This is a genomic window from Sphingobacterium sp. Lzh-3, assembly GCF_046764375.1.
In the GTDB taxonomy this organism is placed as follows: domain Bacteria; phylum Bacteroidota; class Bacteroidia; order Sphingobacteriales; family Sphingobacteriaceae; genus Sphingobacterium.
Map to the genome: position 1 here is coordinate 4,156,991 of NZ_CP177226.1, position 25,662 is coordinate 4,182,652.

General features: G+C 39.5%; 25 protein-coding genes. 6 read left to right on the forward strand and 19 right to left on the reverse strand.

The features are described 5' to 3' along the window. Positions 1-152 precede the first annotated feature (152 nt). From ACLCDV_RS17710 to ACLCDV_RS17765, 12 genes are all read right to left on the reverse strand, one after another. Positions 153-902 (reverse strand): YoaK family protein, encoded by a 750-nt coding sequence (locus ACLCDV_RS17710; RefSeq protein ID WP_286898213.1) that lies wholly within the window; start codon positions 900-902, stop codon positions 153-155. Continuing rightward, a complete protein-coding gene (locus ACLCDV_RS17715; protein WP_248932018.1) occupies positions 886-1,386 on the reverse strand; it encodes a hypothetical protein in 501 nt (166 codons plus the stop codon). The genes ACLCDV_RS17710 and ACLCDV_RS17715 overlap by 17 nt, the downstream gene beginning before the upstream one ends. Next, the gene (locus tag ACLCDV_RS17720; protein ID WP_286898217.1) at positions 1,373-1,891 is read right to left on the reverse strand and encodes a hypothetical protein; all 519 of its coding nucleotides are present in this window, start codon (positions 1,889-1,891) and stop codon (positions 1,373-1,375) included. Before ACLCDV_RS17720 ends, ACLCDV_RS17715 begins: the two co-directional genes overlap by 14 nt. A gap of 129 nt (positions 1,892-2,020) precedes the next feature. Next, positions 2,021-3,451, reverse strand: a complete 1,431-nt coding sequence (locus ACLCDV_RS17725) for a TolC family protein (RefSeq protein WP_411971789.1) — start codon at positions 3,449-3,451, stop codon at positions 2,021-2,023. Positions 3,452-3,458: 7 nt separating this feature from the next. Continuing rightward, the gene (locus ACLCDV_RS17730) at positions 3,459-4,820 is read right to left on the reverse strand and encodes an HlyD family secretion protein (RefSeq protein WP_411971790.1); all 1,362 of its coding nucleotides are present in this window, start codon (positions 4,818-4,820) and stop codon (positions 3,459-3,461) included. Beyond that, positions 4,810-5,811 carry an ABC transporter transmembrane domain-containing protein gene (locus ACLCDV_RS17735; protein ID WP_120332553.1) on the reverse strand — a complete coding sequence of 334 codons (1,002 nt, stop codon included), beginning with the start codon at positions 5,809-5,811 and terminating at the stop codon, positions 4,810-4,812. Before ACLCDV_RS17735 ends, ACLCDV_RS17730 begins: the two co-directional genes overlap by 11 nt. Before the next feature lie 69 nt (positions 5,812-5,880). Further along, positions 5,881-6,363, reverse strand: coding sequence for a hypothetical protein (locus ACLCDV_RS17740; RefSeq protein ID WP_411971791.1), 483 nt, complete (start codon positions 6,361-6,363; stop codon positions 5,881-5,883). A gap of 124 nt (positions 6,364-6,487) precedes the next feature. Further along, positions 6,488-7,846 carry an ATP-binding protein gene (locus ACLCDV_RS17745; protein ID WP_343567904.1) on the reverse strand — a complete coding sequence of 453 codons (1,359 nt, stop codon included), beginning with the start codon at positions 7,844-7,846 and terminating at the stop codon, positions 6,488-6,490. A gap of 10 nt (positions 7,847-7,856) precedes the next feature. Then, entirely contained in the window at positions 7,857-8,621 is a 765-nt protein-coding gene (locus ACLCDV_RS17750; RefSeq protein WP_235032803.1) for a response regulator transcription factor, read from the reverse strand. A gap of 247 nt (positions 8,622-8,868) precedes the next feature. Then, positions 8,869-10,218: an MATE family efflux transporter gene (locus tag ACLCDV_RS17755; RefSeq protein WP_411971792.1), complete on the reverse strand. Its 1,350-nt coding sequence runs from the start codon at positions 10,216-10,218 to the stop codon at positions 8,869-8,871. Between the two features lie 15 nt (positions 10,219-10,233). Beyond that, a complete protein-coding gene (locus ACLCDV_RS17760; protein WP_411971793.1) occupies positions 10,234-11,058 on the reverse strand; it encodes a siderophore-interacting protein in 825 nt (274 codons plus the stop codon). Positions 11,059-11,218: 160 nt separating this feature from the next. Further along, a complete protein-coding gene (locus tag ACLCDV_RS17765; RefSeq protein WP_411971794.1) occupies positions 11,219-12,205 on the reverse strand; it encodes a helix-turn-helix transcriptional regulator in 987 nt (328 codons plus the stop codon). A 184-nt stretch (positions 12,206-12,389) separates the two neighbouring features. Here ACLCDV_RS17765 and ACLCDV_RS17770 point away from each other — a divergent pair, with 184 nt between their 5' ends. Continuing rightward, positions 12,390-12,650 (forward strand): hypothetical protein, encoded by a 261-nt coding sequence (locus ACLCDV_RS17770; RefSeq protein ID WP_317665303.1) that lies wholly within the window; start codon positions 12,390-12,392, stop codon positions 12,648-12,650. A gap of 68 nt (positions 12,651-12,718) precedes the next feature. On the opposite strand, the gene ACLCDV_RS17775 is transcribed toward ACLCDV_RS17770, so the two are convergent. The 4 genes from ACLCDV_RS17775 to ACLCDV_RS17790 form a co-directional block, all read right to left on the reverse strand. After that, positions 12,719-13,558 (reverse strand): glycine betaine ABC transporter substrate-binding protein, encoded by an 840-nt coding sequence (locus tag ACLCDV_RS17775; protein WP_317665301.1) that lies wholly within the window; start codon positions 13,556-13,558, stop codon positions 12,719-12,721. A gap of 1 nt (position 13,559) precedes the next feature. Further along, positions 13,560-14,387, reverse strand: coding sequence for an ABC transporter permease (locus ACLCDV_RS17780; RefSeq protein WP_075993479.1), 828 nt, complete (start codon positions 14,385-14,387; stop codon positions 13,560-13,562). A 2-nt stretch (positions 14,388-14,389) separates the two neighbouring features. Further along, a complete protein-coding gene (locus tag ACLCDV_RS17785) occupies positions 14,390-15,631 on the reverse strand; it encodes a quaternary amine ABC transporter ATP-binding protein (protein WP_411971795.1) in 1,242 nt (413 codons plus the stop codon). A 458-nt stretch (positions 15,632-16,089) separates the two neighbouring features. Next, positions 16,090-16,974 (reverse strand): radical SAM protein, encoded by an 885-nt coding sequence (locus tag ACLCDV_RS17790; RefSeq protein WP_411971796.1) that lies wholly within the window; start codon positions 16,972-16,974, stop codon positions 16,090-16,092. 213 nt (positions 16,975-17,187) lie between these two features. Here ACLCDV_RS17790 and ACLCDV_RS17795 point away from each other — a divergent pair, with 213 nt between their 5' ends. The 3 genes from ACLCDV_RS17795 (at position 17,188) to ACLCDV_RS17805 (ending at position 19,975) form a co-directional block, all read left to right on the forward strand. Then, positions 17,188-18,030, forward strand: a complete 843-nt coding sequence (locus tag ACLCDV_RS17795) for an SDR family NAD(P)-dependent oxidoreductase (protein ID WP_153845779.1) — start codon at positions 17,188-17,190, stop codon at positions 18,028-18,030. 74 nt (positions 18,031-18,104) lie between these two features. Beyond that, positions 18,105-19,040 (forward strand): helix-turn-helix domain-containing protein, encoded by a 936-nt coding sequence (locus ACLCDV_RS17800; protein WP_411971797.1) that lies wholly within the window; start codon positions 18,105-18,107, stop codon positions 19,038-19,040. Positions 19,041-19,135: 95 nt separating this feature from the next. After that, a complete protein-coding gene (locus ACLCDV_RS17805; protein WP_411971798.1) occupies positions 19,136-19,975 on the forward strand; it encodes a cold-shock protein in 840 nt (279 codons plus the stop codon). A gap of 166 nt (positions 19,976-20,141) precedes the next feature. Here the strand turns inward: ACLCDV_RS17805 and ACLCDV_RS17810 are convergent, their stop codons facing one another. Then, a complete protein-coding gene (locus ACLCDV_RS17810) occupies positions 20,142-20,891 on the reverse strand; it encodes an SDR family oxidoreductase (RefSeq protein WP_411971799.1) in 750 nt (249 codons plus the stop codon). A 78-nt stretch (positions 20,892-20,969) separates the two neighbouring features. Here ACLCDV_RS17810 and ACLCDV_RS17815 point away from each other — a divergent pair, with 78 nt between their 5' ends. Further along, on the forward strand, positions 20,970-21,311 hold the full coding sequence (locus ACLCDV_RS17815; protein ID WP_317665288.1) for a helix-turn-helix domain-containing protein: 342 nt from the start codon (positions 20,970-20,972) through the stop codon (positions 21,309-21,311). A gap of 11 nt (positions 21,312-21,322) precedes the next feature. On the opposite strand, the gene ACLCDV_RS17820 is transcribed toward ACLCDV_RS17815, so the two are convergent. Together ACLCDV_RS17820 and ACLCDV_RS17825 are read right to left on the reverse strand one after the other, a co-directional pair. Then, complete coding sequence (locus ACLCDV_RS17820) at positions 21,323-23,098, reverse strand: alpha-L-fucosidase (protein ID WP_411971800.1); 1,776 nt, start codon at positions 23,096-23,098, stop codon at positions 21,323-21,325. A gap of 1 nt (position 23,099) precedes the next feature. After that, a complete protein-coding gene (locus ACLCDV_RS17825; protein ID WP_411971801.1) occupies positions 23,100-24,383 on the reverse strand; it encodes a Gfo/Idh/MocA family protein in 1,284 nt (427 codons plus the stop codon). Between the two features lie 349 nt (positions 24,384-24,732). Between ACLCDV_RS17825 and ACLCDV_RS17830 the strand changes: the two genes are divergently transcribed. Next, positions 24,733-25,602 (forward strand): DMT family transporter, encoded by an 870-nt coding sequence (locus ACLCDV_RS17830; protein ID WP_411971802.1) that lies wholly within the window; start codon positions 24,733-24,735, stop codon positions 25,600-25,602. The last annotated feature ends 60 nt before the right edge of the window (positions 25,603-25,662 follow it).

Genomic DNA, 25,662 nt, shown 5'->3' on the forward strand with positions numbered 1-25,662 from the left:
AATTGATTAAGTAGTCTTTCATGCGCATTGGTAGAGCGTGATAACCGAGGTTGAAGATAAGCATTTTTCCGACAAAAAAAATCGCATTTTTTGAAATGCGATTAAAAAATATTTGCCCTTTTGCTTAGTTAACCAAGAATTTTCTCGGTCAACTAAGCTGCCACTGGCTGACGATGACGATTCACAAATTGCTTTTTTAATAGATACAATTTGTAATGGTCGTACAATCCAATGATTAAAAGAACAAAACAAACCACGTAAAATGTCTTATTCGATAAATAGGTGAATGAAATACCGCTCACAAGTCCTCCCATGACATAGGCTCCCACGATACTCAGCAGTAAATGGAATTTGTCGACCAACGCCTTATTGCTTCGGTTGGACTCCTTTGTGAACATCGAAATCAATATTGCTAAATCTGTCGTTAGTCCTGTCAAGTGTGTCGTTTTCACAACAGAATTCGATATGCTCGCTGTCAAACCATTTTGTAATCCCATTGCAAACAGCAACGCACCGACAAGTATCTCTGTTTCTTTCAAAGAATCTTCATAAAATACATCAAGATATATTCCGACAAATAATATACTCAGTATTTCCAATGCCAAGGGAATGGAATGTGTCAGATAGGAGCTAAAACGTCCTTTACCATGAATGATGATAAGATTCGAAAGCATGCTCCCCACTAGAAAAAGTAAAATCCAAAATAGCACTACTGCACCTTGATACCAATTTCCTTTCGCTAGCTCCTGAGCAAAGACAGCATAATATCCCGTAACATTAGAGGTAAACGAGAAAAAGACAATGACAGATGCGACATTGACCATTCCTGCAGAAAATGCAGTTATTCCCCCTAATTTGATATTATCTTGAATCGTCCTATGGTTACTATATTTTCTCAGCATACTTCTCTTTTCCTCCTTTCTTCAGCACAATACGTGCAATTCCTTTCGTCTGCATATCCAAATTGAGATGCAGCACCAATTGGTTTTTATTTAATTTCTGTATGACAAAGCTCTCTATAAGCTTATCATTTTTCCGAAGCTCAAGGATATGTCCTCGTCCTTTCAAAAACCAATTGTATTGTTTGTCCTCATGATGGGCGATAAAATTTTTGTCACCCATTTTTTCAAAATGCCATAACCCATCCTGCAAGGGTGGAAGGTGAGCGATTGCAGCATCTTTTATTCCCTCATGGATAACCGCCTGTTTTTTGAACGTCGGAGACTTCTCCACTTTCTCAAAGTACCAACCTTGCTCTTCCCACTCCCCTTCTAAAAGCCGCTCGGGGTTTTCATAAAACATAACCATCGAACTAGCTCCTAAAAGCAAAAAGGACAACAACACGAAGTTGAACCTCGCCAATATTTTTCTCTTAATAGTTAACATCCCATTTCTTGTTAAAAAATAAATCCGCCAGGACATTTCCCCCTGTTTTGCTTGTCCCAGGTCTCGCTACGATCGATACATTCTTCTGTTTACTTTTACTCAAGTGAAGCAAAGCCTGTCCGACGTCGAAAAAATGCCGTGTTCTTTTTTCAAATTCATAATCTGTGGGAACTTTGACTTCATCAATCCGAGCTCCGCGCAAATAATGTTGTAAATAATTGAGATTGTCAGAGCCGATGATATCTGTGTAGATATTTAGCTTACGATTTTCATAACGATGACAGATCATCTGGCAAGCCTTCAAAAAGTCCTCCGACTGAAGATTACTGAGTTGGTCATCCAATGTGATTCCCAATAGTTCGCTGATCGATGTACTGCTCTTATTACCATAAACAAGAATAATATCAAGTGCTTCAGCTGTCGATTGCTCTATACTATGAATCACAAAAAAAAGTGAATCAATCGTAAAATCACTTGGAATCAATACACGCATTGCCTTTGCCATATCCAATTATTTTTATACAAAATTAATAGGTCATCATGGCAACCGAATGAATCTGGAATTAACTTTCTATTAGAATTTTAGGACTTATATTAAAATGAGATTAAAAATAAAATGCAGATTAAAATGGGATTAAAATTTAGTTCCGGCTTTGTAATATAATTCCGCTAGTGCCTTTCTGTAGTCCGTAACAAGCTTCTCTTGCTTGATACGCATTTCGATCAGCTTATTTTCCCTACTATTAACAACAAATAAGGTGGATTCCCCCAGTTCAAACTTATTTAATTCACCCCTAAGAAGCAGTTCCTGATTACTTATATTGATCGATTGAAGTTCAATCTGTTTACTGTAAGCATTTAAATCATTATACTTCTTAACGACTTCATTGTAAATATTTCTCTCGGTCGCAACCTGTTCAAATAGTAGCTGATCTTGCTTAATCCGTACTTCTTTGAGCTTCCCACGTTCGGCGCGAATAAAAAGTGGAAAAGCAAATTCAAAACCTACTTTATAATTCTGCCAATTAAAATCATACTGCGGTGGAACAAAGTCATTAAAACCGTGACGGCTAGAAATGAGCGTGCCTGACACATTGAATTTAGGTTTAAGCATTTCTTTTCGATAACGTTCCTCAAATAGAAGTTGTTGATTTTTACTCGCCAACTTGATCATTTCGGGATGAGCAATTTTCGCCGAATCAAGAAGTGCCTCGATCACACTATTATCTGGCAAAATAACAGGATCTTCGAGCTTAAGCGGTATGGCATGATCGGGAAGTTCTACCGGAAATTGTTGGTCATTCCACAGATGATTGGACAATACAATTTTCGCGTTTTTAAGTTCAACTTCATACTTTGAAAGTTCTATCCGCCGTTCTTTTACAACGACCGAAGCTTCGATGGAATCAATTACAGGTTTATCTCCCAGCATCGTCTGCTCGCTGATTGCTTTAAACCGTTGATCAGCCAATTTTACACCCTCCAATAAAAGCTGATATTGCTGATAGGCAAAATACCAATTCCAATAATCTGAAAGCGCCTGAAACCAAATGGCATTTATTTGTTTTATCTTTTCGCCTTCGAGGTAGCTGATCATAGCCTTTGCCTGCTGCAACGTATTTCTTCTGCTATCGACAATTAAACCTTGCCCCAACGGAATACTTAAACCGATTGCGGAAAGCCCGGCATTATTTGTTCGGGATTGCGGGTTTGTATAATCACCAACATTTCGATCATAAGCAATTTTCAGATCTGCGCCTGCTAACCAAAGTGGAATTTTCAACTCACTATTCCATTGATTGTAATAATCCGTATTGCCAAAATGCTTATTTTTAAAACTGGAATTTAACGTCGGATCAAACTTCCCTAACGCTTGTGTTACCTGGGCTTTTGCAGTTTCACTCAGCAGATTCACTTGTTTAACGATGGGATGATTGGCCATTAAAAGCTCTTCCATATCATCCACTGTAAAAGTATTCCTTGCTCCATATTCCTTTTCCTGAGCCGAAAGATGAGGAGAGAAAAAAAAGCACAACACGATAAAAATAAAATTCAATTTATTCATATAACAATTACTTTTTCTCCCTTTCTTTTGGTTCTCTTTCCAAACTCGGCGGAAAGCCATTCAACTGTCGCCATATCTCATACCATAATGGGACTTTATTTAAAATAACCCTTCCATAAGCACCTGAGCCCTGATTTAACTGAACAGGCCAAGGCTCATCTCCTTCCGGAACAGGATCTGTTGCGCGTATCAAAATCCTAAATCGGCCATTCGTACTACTCACTTTATCGATGACTGAAACTTTTCCAGCAAAGGTACCGACCGCGACAGACGGCCATCCGGAAAATTGGATCGATGGCCAGCCATCAAATTGTAGCCTTACATCACTTTCCGGCTCAATCAGTGGAACATCCATTGCGTTTACATAAAGCTCTACGGCAAGCAGTGGTTTTTTAGGCTGTAATGTCGCAACGGACTCTCCTTCCTTCATATTTTCACCAATTCCTGCCTTAAAGGTTTTTACAATAAAACCATCTTGTGGCGCCCTCACGACATATAACCCACGTCGTACATCAATATTGGATATCTCATTTCTCAGTTTGGCGATATCCCCTTGTACTGAGGCTTTGGAGGAAAAGGCGGAACTTAAATCGGACTGCGCTTTCGCCAATGATTCATTGTACTTTGCACGGATATTGTTTAATTCGATACTGGCATTCGTTAATGATTGTCTTGAATTCGACAACTTGTTATCTGCACTTACAACTTTAGCTCGATCATTTTGCAGATTTAAGCGCCTTGTTTCGATATCTGTTAAGGAAAATAAACCGTCACGATAGCCCTCTTCGTACCGTTTAAGCCGCTTTTCACTGGTCTCAAAAAAGCTCATGACAGCGACCAATTCTGCGCTATCTATTTTTACCAGATTTTGAGCTTGAATCACCTTATTTTTAGCTGACGCAAGCTGGAAATCAAGCCCATTTTTCAATGCGTCAATCTGTGCTTCAGTGGCTTTCATTTTTTGATTAGCTGCATCTTCTCCGCTTTGTTTGGCATTCAATTGCTCTTCTAATCGCAATGGTAACATGGGATCAAAATAAGATTGAGAAGTCTCCGAAAGCACTAAAATCGTATCACCTTTCTTCACTTCCTGCCCTTCGGTAACCGCCCAATACTCAATGCGACCACCAATCTGATTTTGGATGGTCTGCGGTCTGTCCTGTGGACGTAAAGCGGTAACCGCTCCTACTCCAGGAATTGTCTGCCGCCATGGGAGAAAAAGTGCTAGTACAAAAACAATCCCAGAAAACACAAGAATTCGCCCCAAGACGAGGGATCCCCGCTCTTTCAATAACTTGCCAACTGCATCATCGGAAAGATCTCTCCATGAGAGCGTTTTCTGACTCGAACGATCCTTATTAATCAACATAAACTGCAGCGTCCTCCTCCAACGCAAGATCCGTTACAGCCGCCAATTTGACAACTCCAGTAAGCATATCAAAAATCGTATTCAAATTTGTCATCAGTTTTTCAATGGCATAACCAATTTGAACGATGACAACTTCAGCAGCTACAAACTGACCAAAAGTCATTTGGCGCTCAACAACATAATAAGAACCCAGCAAGAGCATCGCTCCAAACAACAGGGTCCGAAGTAGGACAGAACCAATAAAAAAACGCTTTAAAACTTTAAAATGATCGTTCCTCGCCCCTAAATATTTACTGACGATATAATCTGTGGTTCTTGTCACTTCATTCATTTTCATCTCATCAGCACGATAATGGTCAATTTTTCCGGCAACAGATTCCAAATAAGCAACTGTCTCATATTTGTATTCAGACTCTTCAATACTCGTCCTTAATCCTCTTTTATAATATAAGACAATGATCGCGATAACCGATAGAATGACAACCAGGCCAAAGGCCAAAAATGCGGGATGATAAAAGGACAGCAACACCACACTAAAGAATATAGTAACGACCGCAGCGATGATATCAATCAAAAGCTTAATAATTCCCTTTTGAATAATGATAACATCAAAAAATCGGTTAACCAACTCCACAAGATTTTTACCAAGTAACTCTTTAGGTTTTATTCTTGGGAGGCGATAAGAAAATTCAAGTGCCGATTTTAAGAAGATTTTTTGCTCTAAATACTCGACTAAGGTCAGTTGACCGATCAATAACGTACCCGCTACGATTACACCAAACAGGACAAAGGCAATTAAGATATAGGTAGAGCTGTACATCGCTCCATTACTTAAAAAATTGAAAATCGCTGTGATTCCAATTGGAATCGTCAGACTAAAGATACCGATGACAATAGCATAAATAAATATAAAATTGATCGTTTTTCGTTCAGTATGTAATAAGCTGGCCAACCGTTGTAAAGGTGATGGTCCGCCTTGTATATGCCCCATAAAAATAGATAGAAGATAAGTTATAAATGATGAATTTCAGCTAAAAACAATGGTAAAAACTCCGATCGATCATTCAATCAGTCCGATTTCTCTGTTTCTGATACCTGGTTGTTCCTTAAATGAAATTGTAGAAGGAATTTGACTCTCGACTTTACGGAGTGCACTAGCGACATTAAAAAAATTGCGTGTTTTCTTTTTATAGGTATAATCACGTGGTATGATAACCTCATTTACAGCCTGTCCTTTGAGGTAATGCTGCAAATAATGACTGTTATCGGTACCCAAAATATCTGCAAAAATACTGAGCTTACGGTTTTTATAGCGCTGATAGATTCCGCTACAGGCTTTTAAAAAAGATTCAGACTGAAGTGTTTCCAGTTGATCTTCCAATCGAATTCCGAGTAATTCACTCGCAGAAGTGCTGCTTTTATTGCCATACACAAGGATAATATCGATAGAATCAGCCATTGACTCTTCAATACTTTGACGCACAAAATGGAGTGAGTCAACTGTAAAATCACTAGGTATTAATATACGCGTTGTTTTAGCCATGCTTTTTTTTAGCAAAGTTAAAACGCACATATGGCAACGGAATGAATCTAAAATTAGCTTTCCATTAGAATGCGAGCAATAGGATTAAAATAAGATTAGAAATACGATCAAAATTAAAACTACATTAGAACCGAAGGTAAGTGGGTAGTTCAATTTCTACCGTAGTGCCTTCACTTACAACAGAATTGACCTTCAATGTACCACCATGCAGCTTAATAATATTTCTGGCCAAAGGAAGTCCAATACCATAGCCGTCAATGCCACTCGTATTGGACGCTCTAAAATAAGGGTCGTAGATATGATCCAACTCGCGGGAGGGTATTCCGATACCTTTGTCTTTTATTAGAATAAACACTTTATTGTCCAATGCTCCTAAAGCAATATAAGCGGTTCTATCGGATGAATACTTACAGGCATTACTGATAATATTGGATAGCGCAAGCTGTAACAAAATTGCATTTCCATTCACCTTAAGGCGCATACTATCATCTGGTAAAAGGCTGAAATCTGTGATAATCTTAAATTTATCATTGATGGCCTTAACAGTCAGTTCGGCGTCCATCACGATCTGATCAATACGAACGGGGCTAAATGCGGTCGCATTATTCACAAAACCTGTACGCGCCAACAGTAAAAGTGCTTTTGTTTTCTTTTCCAAATGCTCTGCCGACTCAATGATCTTAAATAATGTTCGTTGGTACTCCTCTGTTGTTCGTTCTTTGGATAAAGCAAGATCGGCCTGTCCTATGATGGATGTCAATGGCGTATTTAACTCATGTGATGCATTGCTGATAAAGTTCTTTTGTGTTTCGAAAGAAGTTTCTAAGCGCGTCAACATCCGATTAAATGTGAGTGCCAGACCATGAAGCTCACCTTTATATTTATCCTCATCCAATCGCTTATAGAGATTTTCCGAACCAATCTCTTGCACCTCTTTCATCATGGTCAATATTGGCTTTAAGAACGAACGTTTCATAAAAACCGAAACAACGAATATAAAGAGAATCCCCAAAATCAGACTTATAATAAGCAGATTACGAAGGTAGGCCAAATGGTGTGTATAAAAATAATTTTCAGCGGAAGCGCCCACAATATACTTTCGACCATTTTGCGAAAAATATTTAGTTGAATAGAATTGATTACCCGACTTGAAATTTGAGCTTCCTTTTTTATTGATTTTATCCCAAAGTTCTTGATGAAATCCCTGGCTTCTTAAAATAGTACCATTGCTATCAAATTCCACCAAAAATTCATGCTGATTATTGAGATTTTCTATAAAATCAAGGCTCCACTGATCGGCCTGGGAGGCGGATTTACTATTCAGAAATTTTTCAGCAGCAATATTTCGCCGCAGATCCAGCCGTTTATAAAAATCTGTAAAAGCAAAATTTGTAACGGAATAAAAAATAAAGCCAACAAAACAACTCACATAAATAACCAGAATTGCAATGAGATAAATAAGCTTTCGATTATAATTGTGCATTTTTAAATATTCAATCTTCTATTTTTAGAACATATCCCATACCAATAACCGTATGGATCGCTTTTTTGCTCGTTATTTTTTCAATCTTTTTTCTCAAATAATTCACATAAACATCGACAACATTTGATCCAATATCGAAATTTATTCCCCATATTTTGTCCAAAAGCTCCGTTCTCTCAAACACCTTTTTGGGGCTCTGAATAAACAACAAGAGTAAACGATACTCCGTACTTGTGAGATTGAGTTCCTGCCCCTCACAGTAGGCTACTTTTTTATAATCATCAATACTTAGAAAACCATAACTAAATGTGTCTTTCGATGGCTGTAACTCACGTTGTGTTGCCTGTACAATAGACTGTTGCCTGCGGATCAATGAACGTATCCGAGCCTTCAATTCAATTAGCTTAAAGGGCTTGGAAAGATAGTCATCGGCACCATTATCGAGTCCGAGCACCACATTCTCCGGAGTACCAAGTGCAGTCAGCATCATAACAGGTAAATCGGTATACCCCCACTGTCTGATCTGCTTACAAATATCCAAGCCGTTAGTTCCCGGCAAAAGAATGTCCAATAGCACAAGAGAGACATCTTGCTTCGCCAAAAGCTGTTCCAGACCTTCCGAACGCCCCAGATGAATGACCCTATAGCCATCCTCGCCTAAGCCTTGTACGATCAAATCAGCAACATCCTGCTCATCTTCAACCAAAATAATTTTTTGCTCCTCCATATTCGTCATGATGTGTAGTTCTCTGTAATGAACTACGATCCAAACCATAAAAATAACGTTTTGACTCAAGAGACACAAATCCCATTTCGATTGAACATTCTAATCAACCGGTCTCTGCATTGTTATCGTAAAAGAAGGCGCTGTTTTTCTAAATTGAGGTAGTTTATTAGGCTTCATTATTTTGAATTTTCGCCAAAATAATGAAGCATCTATTAATAGAGGATCAACCATGTATTAATAATACAATCTTAAGGATTGCTTAACCTAGTATTAATAGGTTTCAATGCAATATCCGCTATGGGCCAGCCTGTAATTTGAGTTTCCGCGTGCTTCGTCGAACTGCATAGATGACTATAATGAAAATAATCCATTCTATCGCCGCGCTCGCTACGTAAATGCTATGTACACCAAAATATTTTGGCGCTATAATTAAGATAGGAATATAAAAAACAATCTGGCGCAATATGCTTATAAAAGTTGCAGGTTTGGCATCATCAATAGAAGGAAACCACACCATCGCCATAAAAATAAATGGAAGAACCAATAAAACACTCATGTAAATTCTGAAATCCATTAGCTGCTGTATTGAAAAAATTGCTCCTGGTATCATGATCGATATCACAGCAACGGGATGCAGCATCACCAGCAACCAGAACGGAAGCAGAATCAGCAGTCCAGTAATGGCAAATAAACGGTACGAATTGATACTTCTCGTATACTGCCCAGCACCATAGTTCATCCCTGTTACAGGCTGCAAAGCCCGCATAAGCCCCCATAGTGGAGTATTTAATAAAATATAAAACCGATTGACCGCTGTAAAAAACGTAATATCCATATCATTTCCGTAATTGGCCAATGCGTTGAAGACAACAATATTCTGGATTACAATCATGACCATCATGACAAACCCGGGCATTCCTAACGAAAACGTTTCTTTTAAAATCGATAAATCCCAAGATAAAGACCAAAACTTTGTTTTGAACGAAGCCTTTCCCCCAGCGTAATACCATACACCTAAAAATGTGTAGATGATCATCGATATATTGGTTGCCCAAGCTGCTCCTGAAACACCCCAACCAAAGTGTTCTATAAAAACCGGCTTAAGTAAGACATCAACAAGCAATCCTATTGCAATCATCCAGGCTGCAGTTTTCATACGACCCTCTGCACGAATAATCATGTTGAGTGCCAGGCCATAAATCCAGAAAAAACTACCCAATATGGTTGCCCGAAAGTAATCCACCCCAAGAGCCAATATCTCACCTCGACCGCCCATCATGTAGACCAATTTGTCGGCAAATACATAGCAAGGGAGCGTAATTATAAGAGAGAAAATAATCGTCAAAAAATGCACCGTACCAAATGACCTATGTAATTTCTCCTGTTGATCCCCACCTATCCAAATACTGATTGCCGCCCCCATACCTGTTCCGATCAGGGTACCAAAACCTTGCGCAAATTGGGCCAAAGGATAGGTTACACCGACTGCTGCCAACGCTGTATTGTTAATCAGATGACCAACAAAAATACCATCCAGAAAATTGTTCAGACCATACAGGACCATTGCAATCACGGCAGGCCACGACATCTGCCACATCACCCTACTTAACTTGCCACGTAAGATCAGTTGTTTCTGTTTCTCCATAACCTATCGTAAACGTTAGGCCTGGATTTCTTCACTCTCACTACGGCGATCAGTAGCAGATTTATCTTCAGCAACTCCAGCTTTCCAATACGAATAAGCATAAAGCTCTTCTCTTCCCCAACCGAGATCCTTACGCAAATAATTGCGAATCTCCTTAACTGTCGAAAATTCAGCAGCGACATAAGCGAATTTATCCTTTTGGGGCAAGGATCTGATCTTCACCAAATCCGCCAAAAGGCTACCTTCCTGTGGCGTATCATTATGTAACCAGATAAAATCAATAGCAGCCTTAGTCTTCAATTGCTGTATATCTTCGCTACCATGTACTTCAATCATACATATTCCCTTTGCCGAAGGTGGCAAATCTTCTAAGATTGCTCCCAGAACAGGAATTGCAGTTGCATCCCCGACAAGGAGATAGTTCGCCGTAACTTCATATAGGGACGTCTTACCTGCTTTCATCAGAATCCCGAGCGCATCGCCAGGTTTTGCAGCCATAGCCCAAGCGGAAGCTGGCCCCTCATCACCATGGGCAACGAAATCAATCCATACCTCATTTCTATCAAGGTTGATACCGCGATGTGTATAAGTTCGAACTGTTGGCCTGATCGCGTCATCCATCGGCTTCCACTGCCCTCGTTCATAATCAAATTCTGGAAAATAAATGCGATCTACATGCTTTGGCGGAATCAAGATCTTGTTATTGACTCCGACGGTCGTATTAGCGATTTGATCTACACCATCACCAGTCAAATAAACACGAATATAATGTGGCGTCACATATTCCTTTCTACTTACGGTCAGGGCGAGCTGTATTACTTTCATTTCAGTTTTTCCCATGATTTTCTAATTACATACATATTTGATCAAAAGATTTCTATTAAGAATCTTTCTAAACAAAGGTAATTATTCGACTTTTATCAAACCCGGTTCATGCGCTATTAAAACTTCCGTAAGAGGGAAAAAAAGGTCCGTAAAGTGTGAAAAAAGCTATTCCACATCACAAGGTATTTTTTAGCTTACTCGGTGGGATTCCAAATTTACGTTTAAAGGCGTCCGAAAAATGGCGTTGATTTTTGTAACCGACCAAATCAGAAACTTCACCGATTGTTCGATCTTCATCTAAGATCAGTTTCTTGGCATGTTCCATTTTTGCGCCATGCCAAAAACCAAAAACAGTCGTACCAAAGAGCTCCTTAAAACCTTTTTTCAATGTGAATTCATTGGTACCCACCAGATGCGCAAGATTGACCAGTGTACTATTGGTATCCATATTTTTTAGTAGAAACTCACGAACGGCATATATCTTATCGATATCGGCTTTTTTTAACGAAACTGCTACAGAATCCTCTTCCTGAAACTGTTCCAATTGAAGAAGCAAGAGCTCCATAATCTTTGCTTCCAGGAAAATTTTCTTAAAAATTCCCTTTCGTTGACAATTAATTATCTCGTTGATAATTTGATACATATCGTGGGTAATCCGTCTATGCATATTGGTCAGCAACCCCGATTTACCACGGTCAATGGCATTCCGAAAATCTGCAAAGAATTTAGCATCTTCGGGCAGGAACCTTTTAAAAAATTCGGGCGATAAATTTATTTCACATATCTGAAACTCCTGATTCCCCCACTCCATTTGACCACACATTGAATTTCCGTAAATAATATTATGCTGGTAGGTCTCAAAATTTACACCTAAGGGCATCATTTCGCCACTCGCCCGACTATTGCCTTTTAAGGCAAAGTGCATTTCAACCGTTTCAAAATCACTTTCAAAACGAAACCGCATCCGTTTAAATAACTGTGCATGACCGTAACCAATATGAATACCGTCGAAGAAAACCTCCTTGTAAAAACCTTTTCCAAAAGTAGTATCCAAATGTGTTACAGATTCATAAATTCCCGTGTCGACGGAAAAGCAGGTACTTGGGTAAGTCCGCTCCAATAATAAACTGGGTGAATCAATATCATATAATCTTAGTGCCATTTTTAATTCCTTTTAGGATTCAAATAGTCTTACGCACATTAGCAATAAATCTTAGTAGAAATATTCCCTTCGACGGACATTTTACTCCTTTAAGCAGACCCCATAACAATAGAATGACTGCTATCTTTGACTAAAGTATAAAATTATTTAGAATCATTCTTAATTATTTTAAAAATATTTCACTATGGATACAAATAGAAATCAGGATATGGCAGAAAACTTTCCACTCATCCAGGATAGCATTTATAATAACATCAAGATTGCCAATCCACATGCAACGAAACATGACATTATTTTAGCTGCAGAAAAAGCGAAAGTCTTAGATTTCGCCTGGGAATTTCCAAAGGGGCTCGACACATGGATTGATGATAGCAGATATCCTTTATCCAGCATACAACAACAACAAATCCAACTGGCCCGTAAATATTTAAGGGCATTGTCATAATGACAATGCCCTCCCTATGTTATGCCGTTTAGTGTACTGTGGTGACATAACTATTTAATCAACTCAGCTTACAATAACCAGCCCTTCACGAGATCGTTATGTTTCTTGACCCATTCTTTTGCCGTAAATGCTTTGTCCTGGCTTCCCTGCATTTGTGACAACAAATCAGCCATTGTTGATTCATCAAAGTAGACTTTGGAGAAAAATCGGGCTAGCTCAGGCTGCTCAATGTTAAAGTCTCCCCGTGCAAAAATTTTAATTTGCTCGGCATCACCCAATGTCTTTTTGGGGTCATCCAAAAACTTCAATTTCATTTTAGCAAACATCCAATGCGGCTGCCAACCAGCTACCACAATCCAACGTTTTGCTTTGATCGCATTTTGCAATTCCGTGATCATAGCTACGGTAGATGAATTTACATGCTTATAATCGAGGCTATAATCTTTGATCACCTGATCCACGGCACGTGTTATTCCAGCCCCTTTTTCTATTCCAATGATCCGTTTATCAAACTCTTTTTCATGTTTTTTCAACCCTTCAATTCCATCAATTGTTACGTAATCCGGTACAACAAGTCCATTTCGCGCATGGTTATAACTCGTTCCAAGCTCTTCAATATTGGGGAATTTAGCCACTTTACTTCCATGTGTCAATGGCAGCCAGACATCCATATATAGATCTGTATCACCATTGTTCATCGAGGCTAAAATCATATCTGGTGTAGCGCGTTGGATAACGACATGATACCCCTTTTCTTCCATAATAACTTTTGCTACCTCTGTCATTGCGACTCCTTCGGCCCAGCCATCGACCATACCGATATGAATAATATTTTTATTCCGGCCTGTGCTGCATGAAGCAAGCAACAACACCATCAGACACAATACCATACTTTTTATTTTCCTCATATTATGCTTTCTTTTTTACAAAGCCCTGCGTAATTCGATCCAAAATAATAGCGAGAATCACAACGGACAAACCACTTTCAAAACCAAGACCAATATCCAAGTTGTTAATACCTTCAAGCACTTTTTCTCCCAGACCACCAGCAGCAATCATTCCGGCAATAACAACCATCGATAAAGACAGTAATATGGTCTGATTGATCCCTGCTAAGATTGTTTTTGTAGCCAAGGGCAGCTCTACTTTAAATAAGATCTGACTATTGGTTGCTCCAAATGAACGTGCAGCTTCCACGATATCTTTTGGAACGGCATCAATCCCTAAAGTCGTCAAACGGACGGCAGGTGGCATAGCGAAAATAATGGTAGCAAAAGCTCCCGGGACTTTACCAATACTAAAAAATAATACTGCCGGAATCAAATAAACAAACGCTGGCATTGTCTGCATCAAGTCAAGTAAGGGCCGAATGATTTTCGCTGCTAGTTTATTCTTCGCGGCCCACACGCCCAAAGGAACTGATATAACCAATGCTGTCAGTGTAGCGACCAACACTAGGGCCAAAGTCTCCATCGTTGCAATCCAAAATCCCATCAGATAGATCAATGTTAATCCCACCAACGTTGTCAATGCAACCCCTTTCCCAGATTTCCACCAGGCTAAACCTGTAAATAATGCGATGATAATAAAAAAAGGTATTGTTGTTAGCACCCATTCCAGTCCAATAATGGATGCATTCCCCGTATTTTTTATCAAGTTAAAAAATGGTTCTAAATGATCTGTCAGCCAATTGACGGCTACAGCGATGTATTGTCCTATATCGATTACTTTATTCATTTCTACTGATTATTTGCTTTCTCTTTTAATTCAATAATTTCTTCTTCATTATACTTTGTCGCTTCGATAATCAACGATGTTTGTGTTACGATCCCCAACAAACGATTATGTTCATTCACCACAGCGATTGGCGACCGGATCTCCGATATCAGGGGCAACATCTCTTCAACGGTCACCTCTTTTGATACGGTTGGAACGGTAGTATGTATAATGGATTCTACGGTAGATTCCCTACGCTTTGCAGATTGAATGATTTCACTCATATGAACAAAACCAAGAAAAGTCTCATGGGCATCAACTACTGGGAGAATTTCAATTCCTGTCGACCGCATTTTTCGTAGAGCCCCCTCAGGGCCATCTTTTTTGAAACGTACAACAGTGGGTTTCTCAAACATCAGGGAACCTGCCGAAATGATGGACTTGCGATCCACTTTTTCGACGAAGGCTTTAACATAGTCACTTGCTGGATTTGTCAAGATATCTTCCGCGGTCCCGATCTGTTCGATGACACCATCCTTCATAATAGCAATTCGATCGCCCAATTTGATTGCTTCATCAAGATCATGGGTAATAAAAACGATCGTTTTCTGTAAATTATCCTGCAGCTCCAATAACTGATCTTGCATTTCTGTTTTAATCAGCGGATCTAGTGCAGAAAATGCCTCATCCATCAGTAATACTTCGGGATCATTGGCAAGTGCCCGAGCCAGTCCAACCCGCTGTTGCATACCACCAGATAACTGAGACGGTAACTGTTGCTCAAATCCACTCAGTCCTACTACATCAAGTGCTTTCTGAGCCTTGGACTCCCGTTTTTCCCGTTCTTCCCCTCTTAGTTCTAAACCAAAAGCGGCATTGCTCAATACGGTGTGATGTGGCAACAGACCAAACTTCTGAAAGACCATACTCATTTCTGTCCTACGGACTTCAAGAAGATCTTTATTATTTTTCCCTGTAATATCCTCTCCATTGATAAATACCTTTCCGGATGTAGGTTCGTTCAATCGATTAAGACAACGGAGCAGGGTAGATTTCCCGCTGCCTGATAGTCCCATTATTACAAAAAATTCACCCTCGAAGATTTCAAAATTAGCTTTGTTGATTCCGATCGTGCAATCTGTCTTTGCCAAGATTTCCTTTTTGGAGAAACCCTCATTTAGTAATTTCAAAGCTTGCTTCTTCTGTTTTCCGAAAACAAGTACCAAGTCTTCAACTTTTACTTTTACCTTGCTAGTTTTATCCATTCTTTAATTTTTTTTAACATAAGTAAACAAAAAGAGCATGAGTAATCCACTAAGGCCATACGCCTACGCTATTTTCTTACAAATAAAAATATCCCTACGGTTGAGTTCGTTTGATCGAAATCTTACTCGTACAGTTCAATCAACTTATTAACTAACATACTTTACTCTCGGTTCGGTAAGAGCAATGATGAAAAAGAAACTAATCTTTTAAAGACGAAATGCTCCATTAAAAAAGCATCCCCAAAATATACTTCAACAAGTATAACGAACAACCTAGGCTGTGCCAAAGGCACAAAGCCATAGCGGAATAAATTCACGCCATTCTGTCTTTTGACAGTACAAAGGTACGAAAAATAAATTAAACGTCTTTTTCGGTCCATATAGACCTATTTTACAACAACTTATAAAAACAAAAATGAGATCTGATTTTTCGAAGATAAAATCAGTAAACTTAGTTGCTAAAACAGCCGGTCTCGCACCCCATATTGTACACATAATCCCTTTACCTTTTCCGCAAATGCCTGTCGATAATAGTTGGGAAGCTTACCGTCCGGACCAAACAATTGTTGGTATTTTTCCACGAGCTGTGGATAGTGTTTTTCAACCGCACGCATAACCAAAGTCCGATTATCACCAGGGTCAGAACCATATAACGCCAAGGTTGCTGGAAAAATATAATTTGCATCAACGGATCGAAAAGTCGAAAACATCTGATCAAGATGAGCTCCTGTATCTGAAATAAAAGGCAACAAAGGCATTAAACTTACGCCACTACACAATCCCATCATCCGTGCCTGGCTCAAGGTATTCAGACGAAGCTCGGGCGATGGTGCTCCCGGTTCAAATATTCTGGCAATTTCCGAATCGATGGTCGAAAATGAAAAGGTAATAAAGGCACGATGGGTTAATTTATCTTGCAGATCAAATGGGAGTATCGCTTCAGCATCGATCTGCTTCAATAAATCAAAATCTCTACTGACAAGATCCGATTTGGTGATAATATGCACTGGGAAACGATAATGTAATATAATTTCCAACAATTGCCGCGTCAGTAACTCCGTCTGTTCAAATTGCAGATAAGGATCTGTTGCAGACGACAGTACAATTATTCCATATTGTTTTTTACGGGCACGGAGCGCTAAAGCACGATCGAACAAATCAATCGCGTTCTGTTTGACACTTAGCTTTTCAGCCATATTTACCCCATATTTGCTGCCCCTGATATAACAATATAGACAGTTAAAAGAGCATCCACTATAGGGATTTAAAGTATAGTCATCAAGAAACCAAGGATCTCTTCGTTTTGTTTTGTTAAGAATGGATTTAGCAATTACACGCTGCATACGGAACTTTACGTTTACTGAAAATCTATCTTATAAAACAGATTTTAACATACTAAGTTAATTCAAAATTACGACTAAGAGACAAAAAATAATTTCATAGAATTATTCTCCTAAATAAATTTCACAAAACTCCTTTCGGCTACATATTCCCTCAATTTGGCGATTTTTATTAGACGCGCTTTATGGAAGTTTGTATTACAAATACAAAGAAATATGACACAAAATACGCAAAGTAAAATCTGGTTTATCACGGGCAGTTCGCGCGGATTCGGGAAAATCTGGACAGAGGCAGCGCTCCAGCGAGGCGACAAAGTAATTGCTACCGCACGACGACTCTCTTCCATCGCCTATCTCAATGAGAAATATGGAGACAACGTATTGACACTGGAATTGGACGTTACCGATACCGAAAAAGTAAAAACTGTTGTACAACAGGCATATGATCACTTTGGCCAGCTAGACATTGTCCTTAACAATGCAGGTTACTCTCTGGTTGGAACTATTGAGGAAGCTAGCATGGACGATATTCGAAAACAATATGAAACAAATATCCTTGGACCGGTCGCTGTCATTCAAGCTGTTTTACCATTATTACGTCAGCAAGGACATGGTCACATCTTAGGTACATCAAGTAGCTTAGGCCATGTCACACTACCTGTAATCGGATACTATTGTTCTTCAAAATGGGCATTTGAAGCAATACACGAAAGTTTAGCGCTTGAAGTCAAAGCGTTTGGCATCAGAGTAACCATCATAGAACCCGGAGCCTACGCCACAGAATTTGGGAGTCAGGAATCACTACAATTTGCTGAAACATTAGATCCTTACCAGGATTTTAAAGCCCAATTTTTTACTGATTTAGGAAAAATGGAGAAAGGCGATCCGAATGCAACTCCAGCTGCAATCTTCAGTATTGTTGACACAGAAAATCCTCCCTTGCGGTTTAATCTAGGAAATGGGAACCTATCTTGGGTAAGTAGTGTATATGCCGAAAGGATTGCCACATGGAAAGAATGGGATACTGTTTCAGCCCAAGCTCAAGGCGTTTCCAAGTAAGTAATCCCTATGTCAATAATTCATTCTCGTTTACATTATCGGCTATTGTAAACGAGAATTACGTAAATTCAAAAATGAAAAAAGAACAAAAAGCTCTTCCAAAGATGGAATCCCTATCGGATATTCACCGTGCTTTTGGCCTTCCAACACCGGCCCACCCCTTGGTTAGCATGGTGAATGGCAGCACTCATCAGGTGATGCTCAACAATATTCCTCAACCGCATGTATTGAATTTTTACAAAATATCCTACAAACCGAGTGTTAAAGGAAAACTCATCTATGGACAAGGTTACTATGACTTTGACGAAGGTGGACTTCTGTTTGCCGCTCCAAATCAAATTATAGGGAACCACGGCGCAAATGAAGGCGAAGTATGCTCACAATATACCCTTTTGATACATCCTGATTTCTTTTGGGGATATCCGCTAGCAAAAAAAATAAAACAGTACGGCTTTTTTTCTTATACCACAAATGAAGCCCTACATTTATCCGAAAAAGAAAAAGACCGAATTATTTCCATCTTCCGACACATCGATGAAGAATTAACTAGCCGAATCGATGACTTTAGTCAAGATGTAATTATTTCCCATATTGAATTACTTTTAAATTATGCCAACCGATTTTATAAAAGACAATTTATCACACGAAAAGCGATTAATACGAACTTAATAGCCAAACTTGATGAAATATTGGAAACATATTTCTCTAACAATATTTCTACCAAACAAGGCATCCCAACGGTACAGTATCTTGCTGAACGCCTACACATTTCGGCGAGTTATTTAAGCGATATGCTCCGTTTGCAGACCGGTGAAAATACGCAACATTTCATCCATGATAAAATAATTGACAAAGCAAAAGAGAAATTATCCATCACAGACCTATCCGTAAGCGAAGTTGCTTACGACTTGGGCTTTGGCCATCCCCAATCATTTAACAAGTTATTCAAAGCGAAGACAAATATGTCTCCTTTGGCCTTCCGAAAATCTTTTCCCCAACCAAATAAGTAGGTAAATACGAGAAAAATAGGTGATATAGCACAAATAATTGCAAATATTTCATTTTCAATACCTAATAAAGGCATTTATTCATTACCTTTATACTATTGAAACAAAACTCAACCCCAGCCATGTTTATCGGCGCAGTCAAATGGTTCGACAATAACAAAGGATTTGGTACTCTTGCGTTACCTTCCGGAGAAGAACTCTTTGTGCATATACGCAGGTTTAAAGTTCCTCCAGAACATATTATTCAACCTGGAGAAGTTATTGTTGGCGATAAGAAACCCGACCCTAAAAGGAGCGGTTATCTCGCCCAGAACTGCAGGATTCTCAAAAGGCCCGAAGATTGGAAATTCGTTATCTCCCTCCTCGACAAAGAACACACCGTACTCCTCCCCGACAGCCACGGTCGAGAACAAAAGCATAACTTAACCTCATTAACAGCAAGACAACTTTTAAGAATCCAGCCCAGAGAACATATTGTGGCCATGCTGACCGCTAATTTTGATGTTCATTTTGATAGTTCAATTTTCATTTCCTATGCCGAATTGATCGACAAAAGCATTACTGGTGTTTTTGAGAAAGAAACCGCTTACGATATACTTTCCAAGGTGTTCGAATACTTTGGGAAACATGTCTCACATCAAATCCTATTTCGCGTATGGAAAGAAAGCATGTTTAGGTACATCGGCTATCCGGCAGAAGGCGACTACGAAATCCCTGAGCTTGTATTTAATCTGAATGCTACCGAAATCAATTGTGAAGATCTAGCGAGAATAAACACTTACAGCTTTGGCAAATCTTTTTGCACTGATTTTGTAAATGCTTTATTTGATGACATAGAAACAATGGACAAAAAGGATATTGAACCATTGTTACCTTATATTGAGTTTTTGGAGAATGAGGATTCTATTGAAAAAATACAGACGCTGCTGCAAGAATAGCTGAAACTATTTAATGTCGTAAAATCAGCATGCAATCCGCCTCAATATAATAAGCGAGATCAGACAAAGAATCTGAACGATTGATTATCCTTCGTATGATAATAATTCAATATCTACGAAGGATAAGTTCTTCACCTAGAGATCTCTTAGTATGCTGTGCAGGTGTTTAAGAATGATTGATACCCATTCCACCGTCCAAAACAAAATCAGCGCCAGTGATGTAAGATGCATGTTCACCACTCAGATAAACAACCATTTTAGCGACGTCTTCCGCTGTACCTATCTTTTTGAGTGGAGATTCAGCAGCCAACTTATTCCAAATATTTTCGACAGTCAGCTGGTCATAATTCTTGTTAAGCACATCTGTCCTGGTCGGACCCGGGCTCACCGTGTTTACACGAATTTTACGGTTTGCTAGCTCCATTGCTGCTGTTTTGGCAAAGGAATTAACGGCCGCTTTACTCGCTTGGTAAATCGAACTCGCTGGCATATTTAAGGTAGCTACATTAGAAGAAAGAATAACGACAGACGCACCATCGCGAAGTAGTGGGATAAATCTGCTCAATGTAAAATATGAGCCTTTTAAATTGATATCCATTACTGCGTCAAAATTCGCTTCTGATGCTTCAGCAATAAAACCTCCTTCACCTGTAATACCGGCGTTTATAAATAGGACATCGATATATCCAAACCGATCTTTTATTTCCTGAGCAAGTTTTTCAATATCTTGCAGTATAGCCTGATCCGCCACGTAGGCTGTTGCTCCTATCCGCTCAGCAGCTTGATCAATAGCTTGTTTTCTTCTGCCTGTAATAATAACTTGTGCTCCATTTTCACTAAACTCCTTTGCTGTTGCGAAACCAATTCCACTATTCCCTCCCGTAACTAAGACGACTTTGTTTTGTAAATTTTCCATTGTTCTATTTTTTTGACAAATATATCGGGTATTTGATATACATTTGATACCAGTATAATAGAGTATACCAAAATTACCATGGAAAGAAATCAAGTAGAAGAACTAAGAGCATTACAGGACACCCTGTATTTTATAGGCGGAAAATGGCGTATTCCCATTATCAATTCACTATGCAACGGTAATAAACGGTTTCGAGAAATTGAACGAAGTATCCCCGGTATCACGACGCGTATGCTGTCCAAAGAATTGAAAGATATGGAACTCAACAAGCTTGTTAACAGAAAGGTCTATCCAGATAGCCCGGTACTGGTTGAATATCATCCGACTGCCTATTGCCGGACATTTGGTAATATCATCCAAGAAATGATTAACTGGGGCCGAGAGCACAGAAAGGTGATTATTGAAGAATCTGTAGAATAGACTTTTGAGCTCTATTCTACAGATTTAAATCGAAGTGCAGTAAGACTGAGTTTATCACCATCCCCTTCCACTAAAGAAACAGTAATTTTGTAGCGCCCCGGAGCCTTAAATTTCATCCATCCCCAAGGGTACCAATTATACACGGAAGAGGCCGCTTGCTGATTCTGCACGATCTCCCCAGCCGAGTTTTCGATCTTCCACACCACTCTCCCCTGCCCCGTATAATTGAGATCAATTTGATAATAGCCTGGCTTAACAATGTCTATAGCATACGTTAGTTTACTTTCATCAGTCCATTGCCCTACTTGAACCACATGCTTCCATTCACCGAATTTTTCCATCCAGGACTTTCCAGTTTTATTACATCCTTCAACTTCAGCAAAATCAACAGGCACAATTGTCTCCATGGCCGGATCAACTCCCAACATGTTATCAATAACGGGTATTCCCTGCATAACTACCTCAATGACAGAAACCAATGGGTCGGGAGCTACACCTGGCGTATTGATTTTTAACCATTTTCCATCGAACGTGTAATTCAAGGACTTTTTGCCGTTGGAAGTTAAAAGGCTAATCGACTTTATCCCTTTTGTTAAGCCCGGAACAAACAACTTTCCATTGGTCGGCCAATGATAGACCAACAATGAAATTTTATGTCCCTGTACAGTAGCATCTCCCCAGGGTAAGGCATGCCCCCAAGGTGACGCCTGTGCGCCATAAACGGTCTCTGGATATTTTCGGATCCAGGCACCCGCACCGCGCAACGCTAAGCTCGCTGGCTCTGGAATAGTCCCGTCAGGTTTAGGCCCAACATTTAACATATAGGTCCCTCCCCGACCAATAGTCGACAATGTACGTGACAAGATCTCACGAGCACTCTTCCAATTATTGTCGTACCAAGCATAACCCCAAGAATCGTTGGTTACATCTACTGCTTCCCAAAGACCCGGAACATTCTGCCGCGGCACTTCCATATCTCCTAAAGTAGAATAATCACCAAGCCCGTGCCCCACTCGCCCCGACACAAATGCTCCGGGTTGATTTTTATGAACCAATTCGACAAGTTTTTGTGCATATTTCTTATCCATCCCACCTGGAGTATCGAACCAGACCAATTCTATCGGTCCATACTCCGTTGTAATCTGATTCACCTCAGGATAACATTTTTCCCAAAAATAATCATCAAATGTTTTCGGCTGACCAGCTGCATTCACCTTGGGGCCTCCATTTCCGCCAGGATAAGTCCAATCCTGATTTTGCGAATAATAGAACCCAAAACCAATTCCCCCCTCTTTACAGGCTTTTGCGAGCTCAATCATTGGATCACGCTTAAAATCAGTAGCCTCAACAATATTAAAAGAATTCACCTTAGAATGAAACATTGAAAATCCATCGTGATGTTTACTTGTAATCACGATGTAACGCATTCCCGCATCTTTTGCAAGCTGCACAATAGCTTTAGCATCAAAATGATCTGGACGGAAAGAACCCGCAGCAGCCATATAGTCCGCAACAGGGATATTGGCCATGCTCTTGTTCATGAGCCACTCCCCTATGCCATAAAACGTTTTTCCCTGCCAGGTATTTGCCAGCTGCGAATAGATTCCCCAATGGATAAACATCGCATATTTGCCTTCACGGAACAGTTTCCCTCTATTTTGGGCGATCGGTTTATTTCCCCCTTCACCATTCCACATATGCTCCATCTGTTGCGCTGAAACCTGGTTCACAACCACCCCCGACAGTGCTAGACAAAACAATATCTTTTTAACAGCTATTTTTAACATCTTAGACTTTGGGCAGGTTATAACCATTATGATAAACTTTCGCCAGGTACTGGTCTGCTTCCTTATCATTGAAACTGCGCTTTTGTTTGTCCCAGAACAATTTCTTTTTGGCCCGATAAGCAATATTTCCCATTTGTGAGAATATCGCGATATGTGCCCCAGCTTCTATCGGAGCATGTAAACCTTCCACGGATTTCTTTCTAACTGCTTCAACAAAATTAACCATATGCTTGTCCAATCCATTGTCCTGTGAACGTTGAAAAGACACAGCATCCATTCGCCCTTTCTCCGGGATAACTTCCCAACCCTCACGATTGACCACCAAGGTACCATTATTGCCAATGAAAGCAACTCCGTGAGTCTTCTGGTAAGGACCCAAATCTATACCTGTTGCCTGCTCCCATTGAACATTAAATCCATCAAACTCGTATACCGTTGTTAAACTATCTGGTGTTTCAGCGGCATCGTCAGGATAAGCAAATTTACCGCCAGCAGCCATAACCGAAACAGGATCTGATACTTTCATTCCGATCAGCGCATAATCCAACATATGTACCCCCCAATCGGTCATCAAGCCACCTGCATAATCCCAATACCATCTAAAATTGAAGTGAAAACGATTGGGATTAAATGCACGTTTTGGTGCTGGCCCCAACCATTTATCATAATGTACTCCCGCAGGAACTGGAGCGTCTGCCTGAACCGGGATACTCTTCATCCAACCTTGATAAGCCCAAGCCTTAACAAGACGTATTTTCCCCAATTTTCCGCTATGAACAAAATCCATGGCATCTCTGAAATGTTGTTGGCTTCGTTGCCATTGCCCTACCTGTACAACACGTTTATGCTTTTTAGCAGCTGCAACCATAATTTCGCATTCCCGAATGGAGTTTCCAATCGGTTTTTCGACATATACATCTTTTCCGGCCGCAACAGCATCAACCATTTGCATACAATGCCAATGATCAGGTGTAGCGACAATAACAACATCAACGTCATTTGCTTTCAGAAGATCTTTATAATCGATATAAGTCTTCACATTGATATTGCGTTTCTTTAATTCCTCAGCTCGATTCCCCAAAACATTTTCATCGACATCACATAATGCCGTACACTGCACACCTGGTACTTTCAAGATGGCATTCAGATTAGACCAGCCCATACCGTTTGTACCGATCAGCCCTACACGAACCGTATCAGCTTGAAAACCGAATACCTTCGTCTGTGCAAAAAGTGCTGATGCAGCCAATAGGCTCGTATTTCGGATAAATTCTTTTCTCTTCATTGTTTAGTTTGGTTTATATTGATATTGTGTATTCATTACTAGGAAGACGATTATCTTGGGATCCCCCCTAGCGAGATTACTAATATAACATTTAGTCTTTAGGATGAAAAATATTAATCCAAACAAAATAGCTGAATTATAACACTTTGAATGCTGTAGATAATTTCTATATTTGTTAAAAACAATCATAAAACCATGGGCCGAAGAACTTGTCTTTCTCCTCCAGCAAAATAATATAGCGCGATGTCAAACGAATAATGGCTTCCGATCAGGAGCAAATTCGGATGATATAAGGATTAACTATTTATTTAGCTTTTAAATTTCCCTTTATGGGAAAGACATTTCTCTTATGAAAAAATCATATTTAGTACTTCATACCGCAGTACTGCTCGCAGGCTTCACCGGTGTTTTCGGCAAGCTCATTACCCTCAATCAAATACCACTCGTCTGGTTTCGGGTCTTACTTTCAACAATCATCTTATTCCTCGTTGTCAAATTATTCAAAATTGAGCGTTTAAAATCCACTAAAGATGTGTTTAAAATTGCGAAAGTCGGCGTATTAATCACCATCCACTGGATATTTTTTTATGGTAGCATCAAGTTCTCCAACATTTCCATTGGCGTTGTTTGCTATTGTCTGACCAGTTTCTTTACCGCTGTATTGGAGCCAATCATCAACAAGAAAAGATTTAGCGCAGCACAGCTCATGTTAAGTATGCTGACATTGATCGGAATCAGTTTAATCTTTCATTTTGATAGCTCTTATCAACTTGGGATTATTTTGGGTGTAATTTCAACTATTTTTGCGGCTCTATATACCATTTACAACGAGCGATTAGTCAAACAATATGATAGTAAATTGCTCAATTTTTATCAGATGCTTAGTGGCACCATTGTATTGGGATTTGGGCTGCCCATTTTCTATTATCTATTTCCTACCGAACGTTTTATACCGAGCTTTTCTGATGGGGTCTATTTAATCTTGCTAGCTTTATTGTGTACGGTTGGCCTCTATGTTCTTTTTGCTGAATCGCTCAAGAAGTTATCTGCATTTACGGTCAATTTGAGTTTCAATCTCGAGCCCATCTATTCGATTATCATTGCTTTTTTATTCTTCAACGAAGGCAAACAAGTCAATGCTTCCTTCTATGTTGGACTCGCTCTTGTACTCGTTTCTGTTCTTCTCCAAACGATGCGCTCTATCAGAAAAAAAGCTTAATAGTTCCTTGTTCCATAGGCAAACATCGCATTGATTGCCTATGGAACCTCTATTTTAACA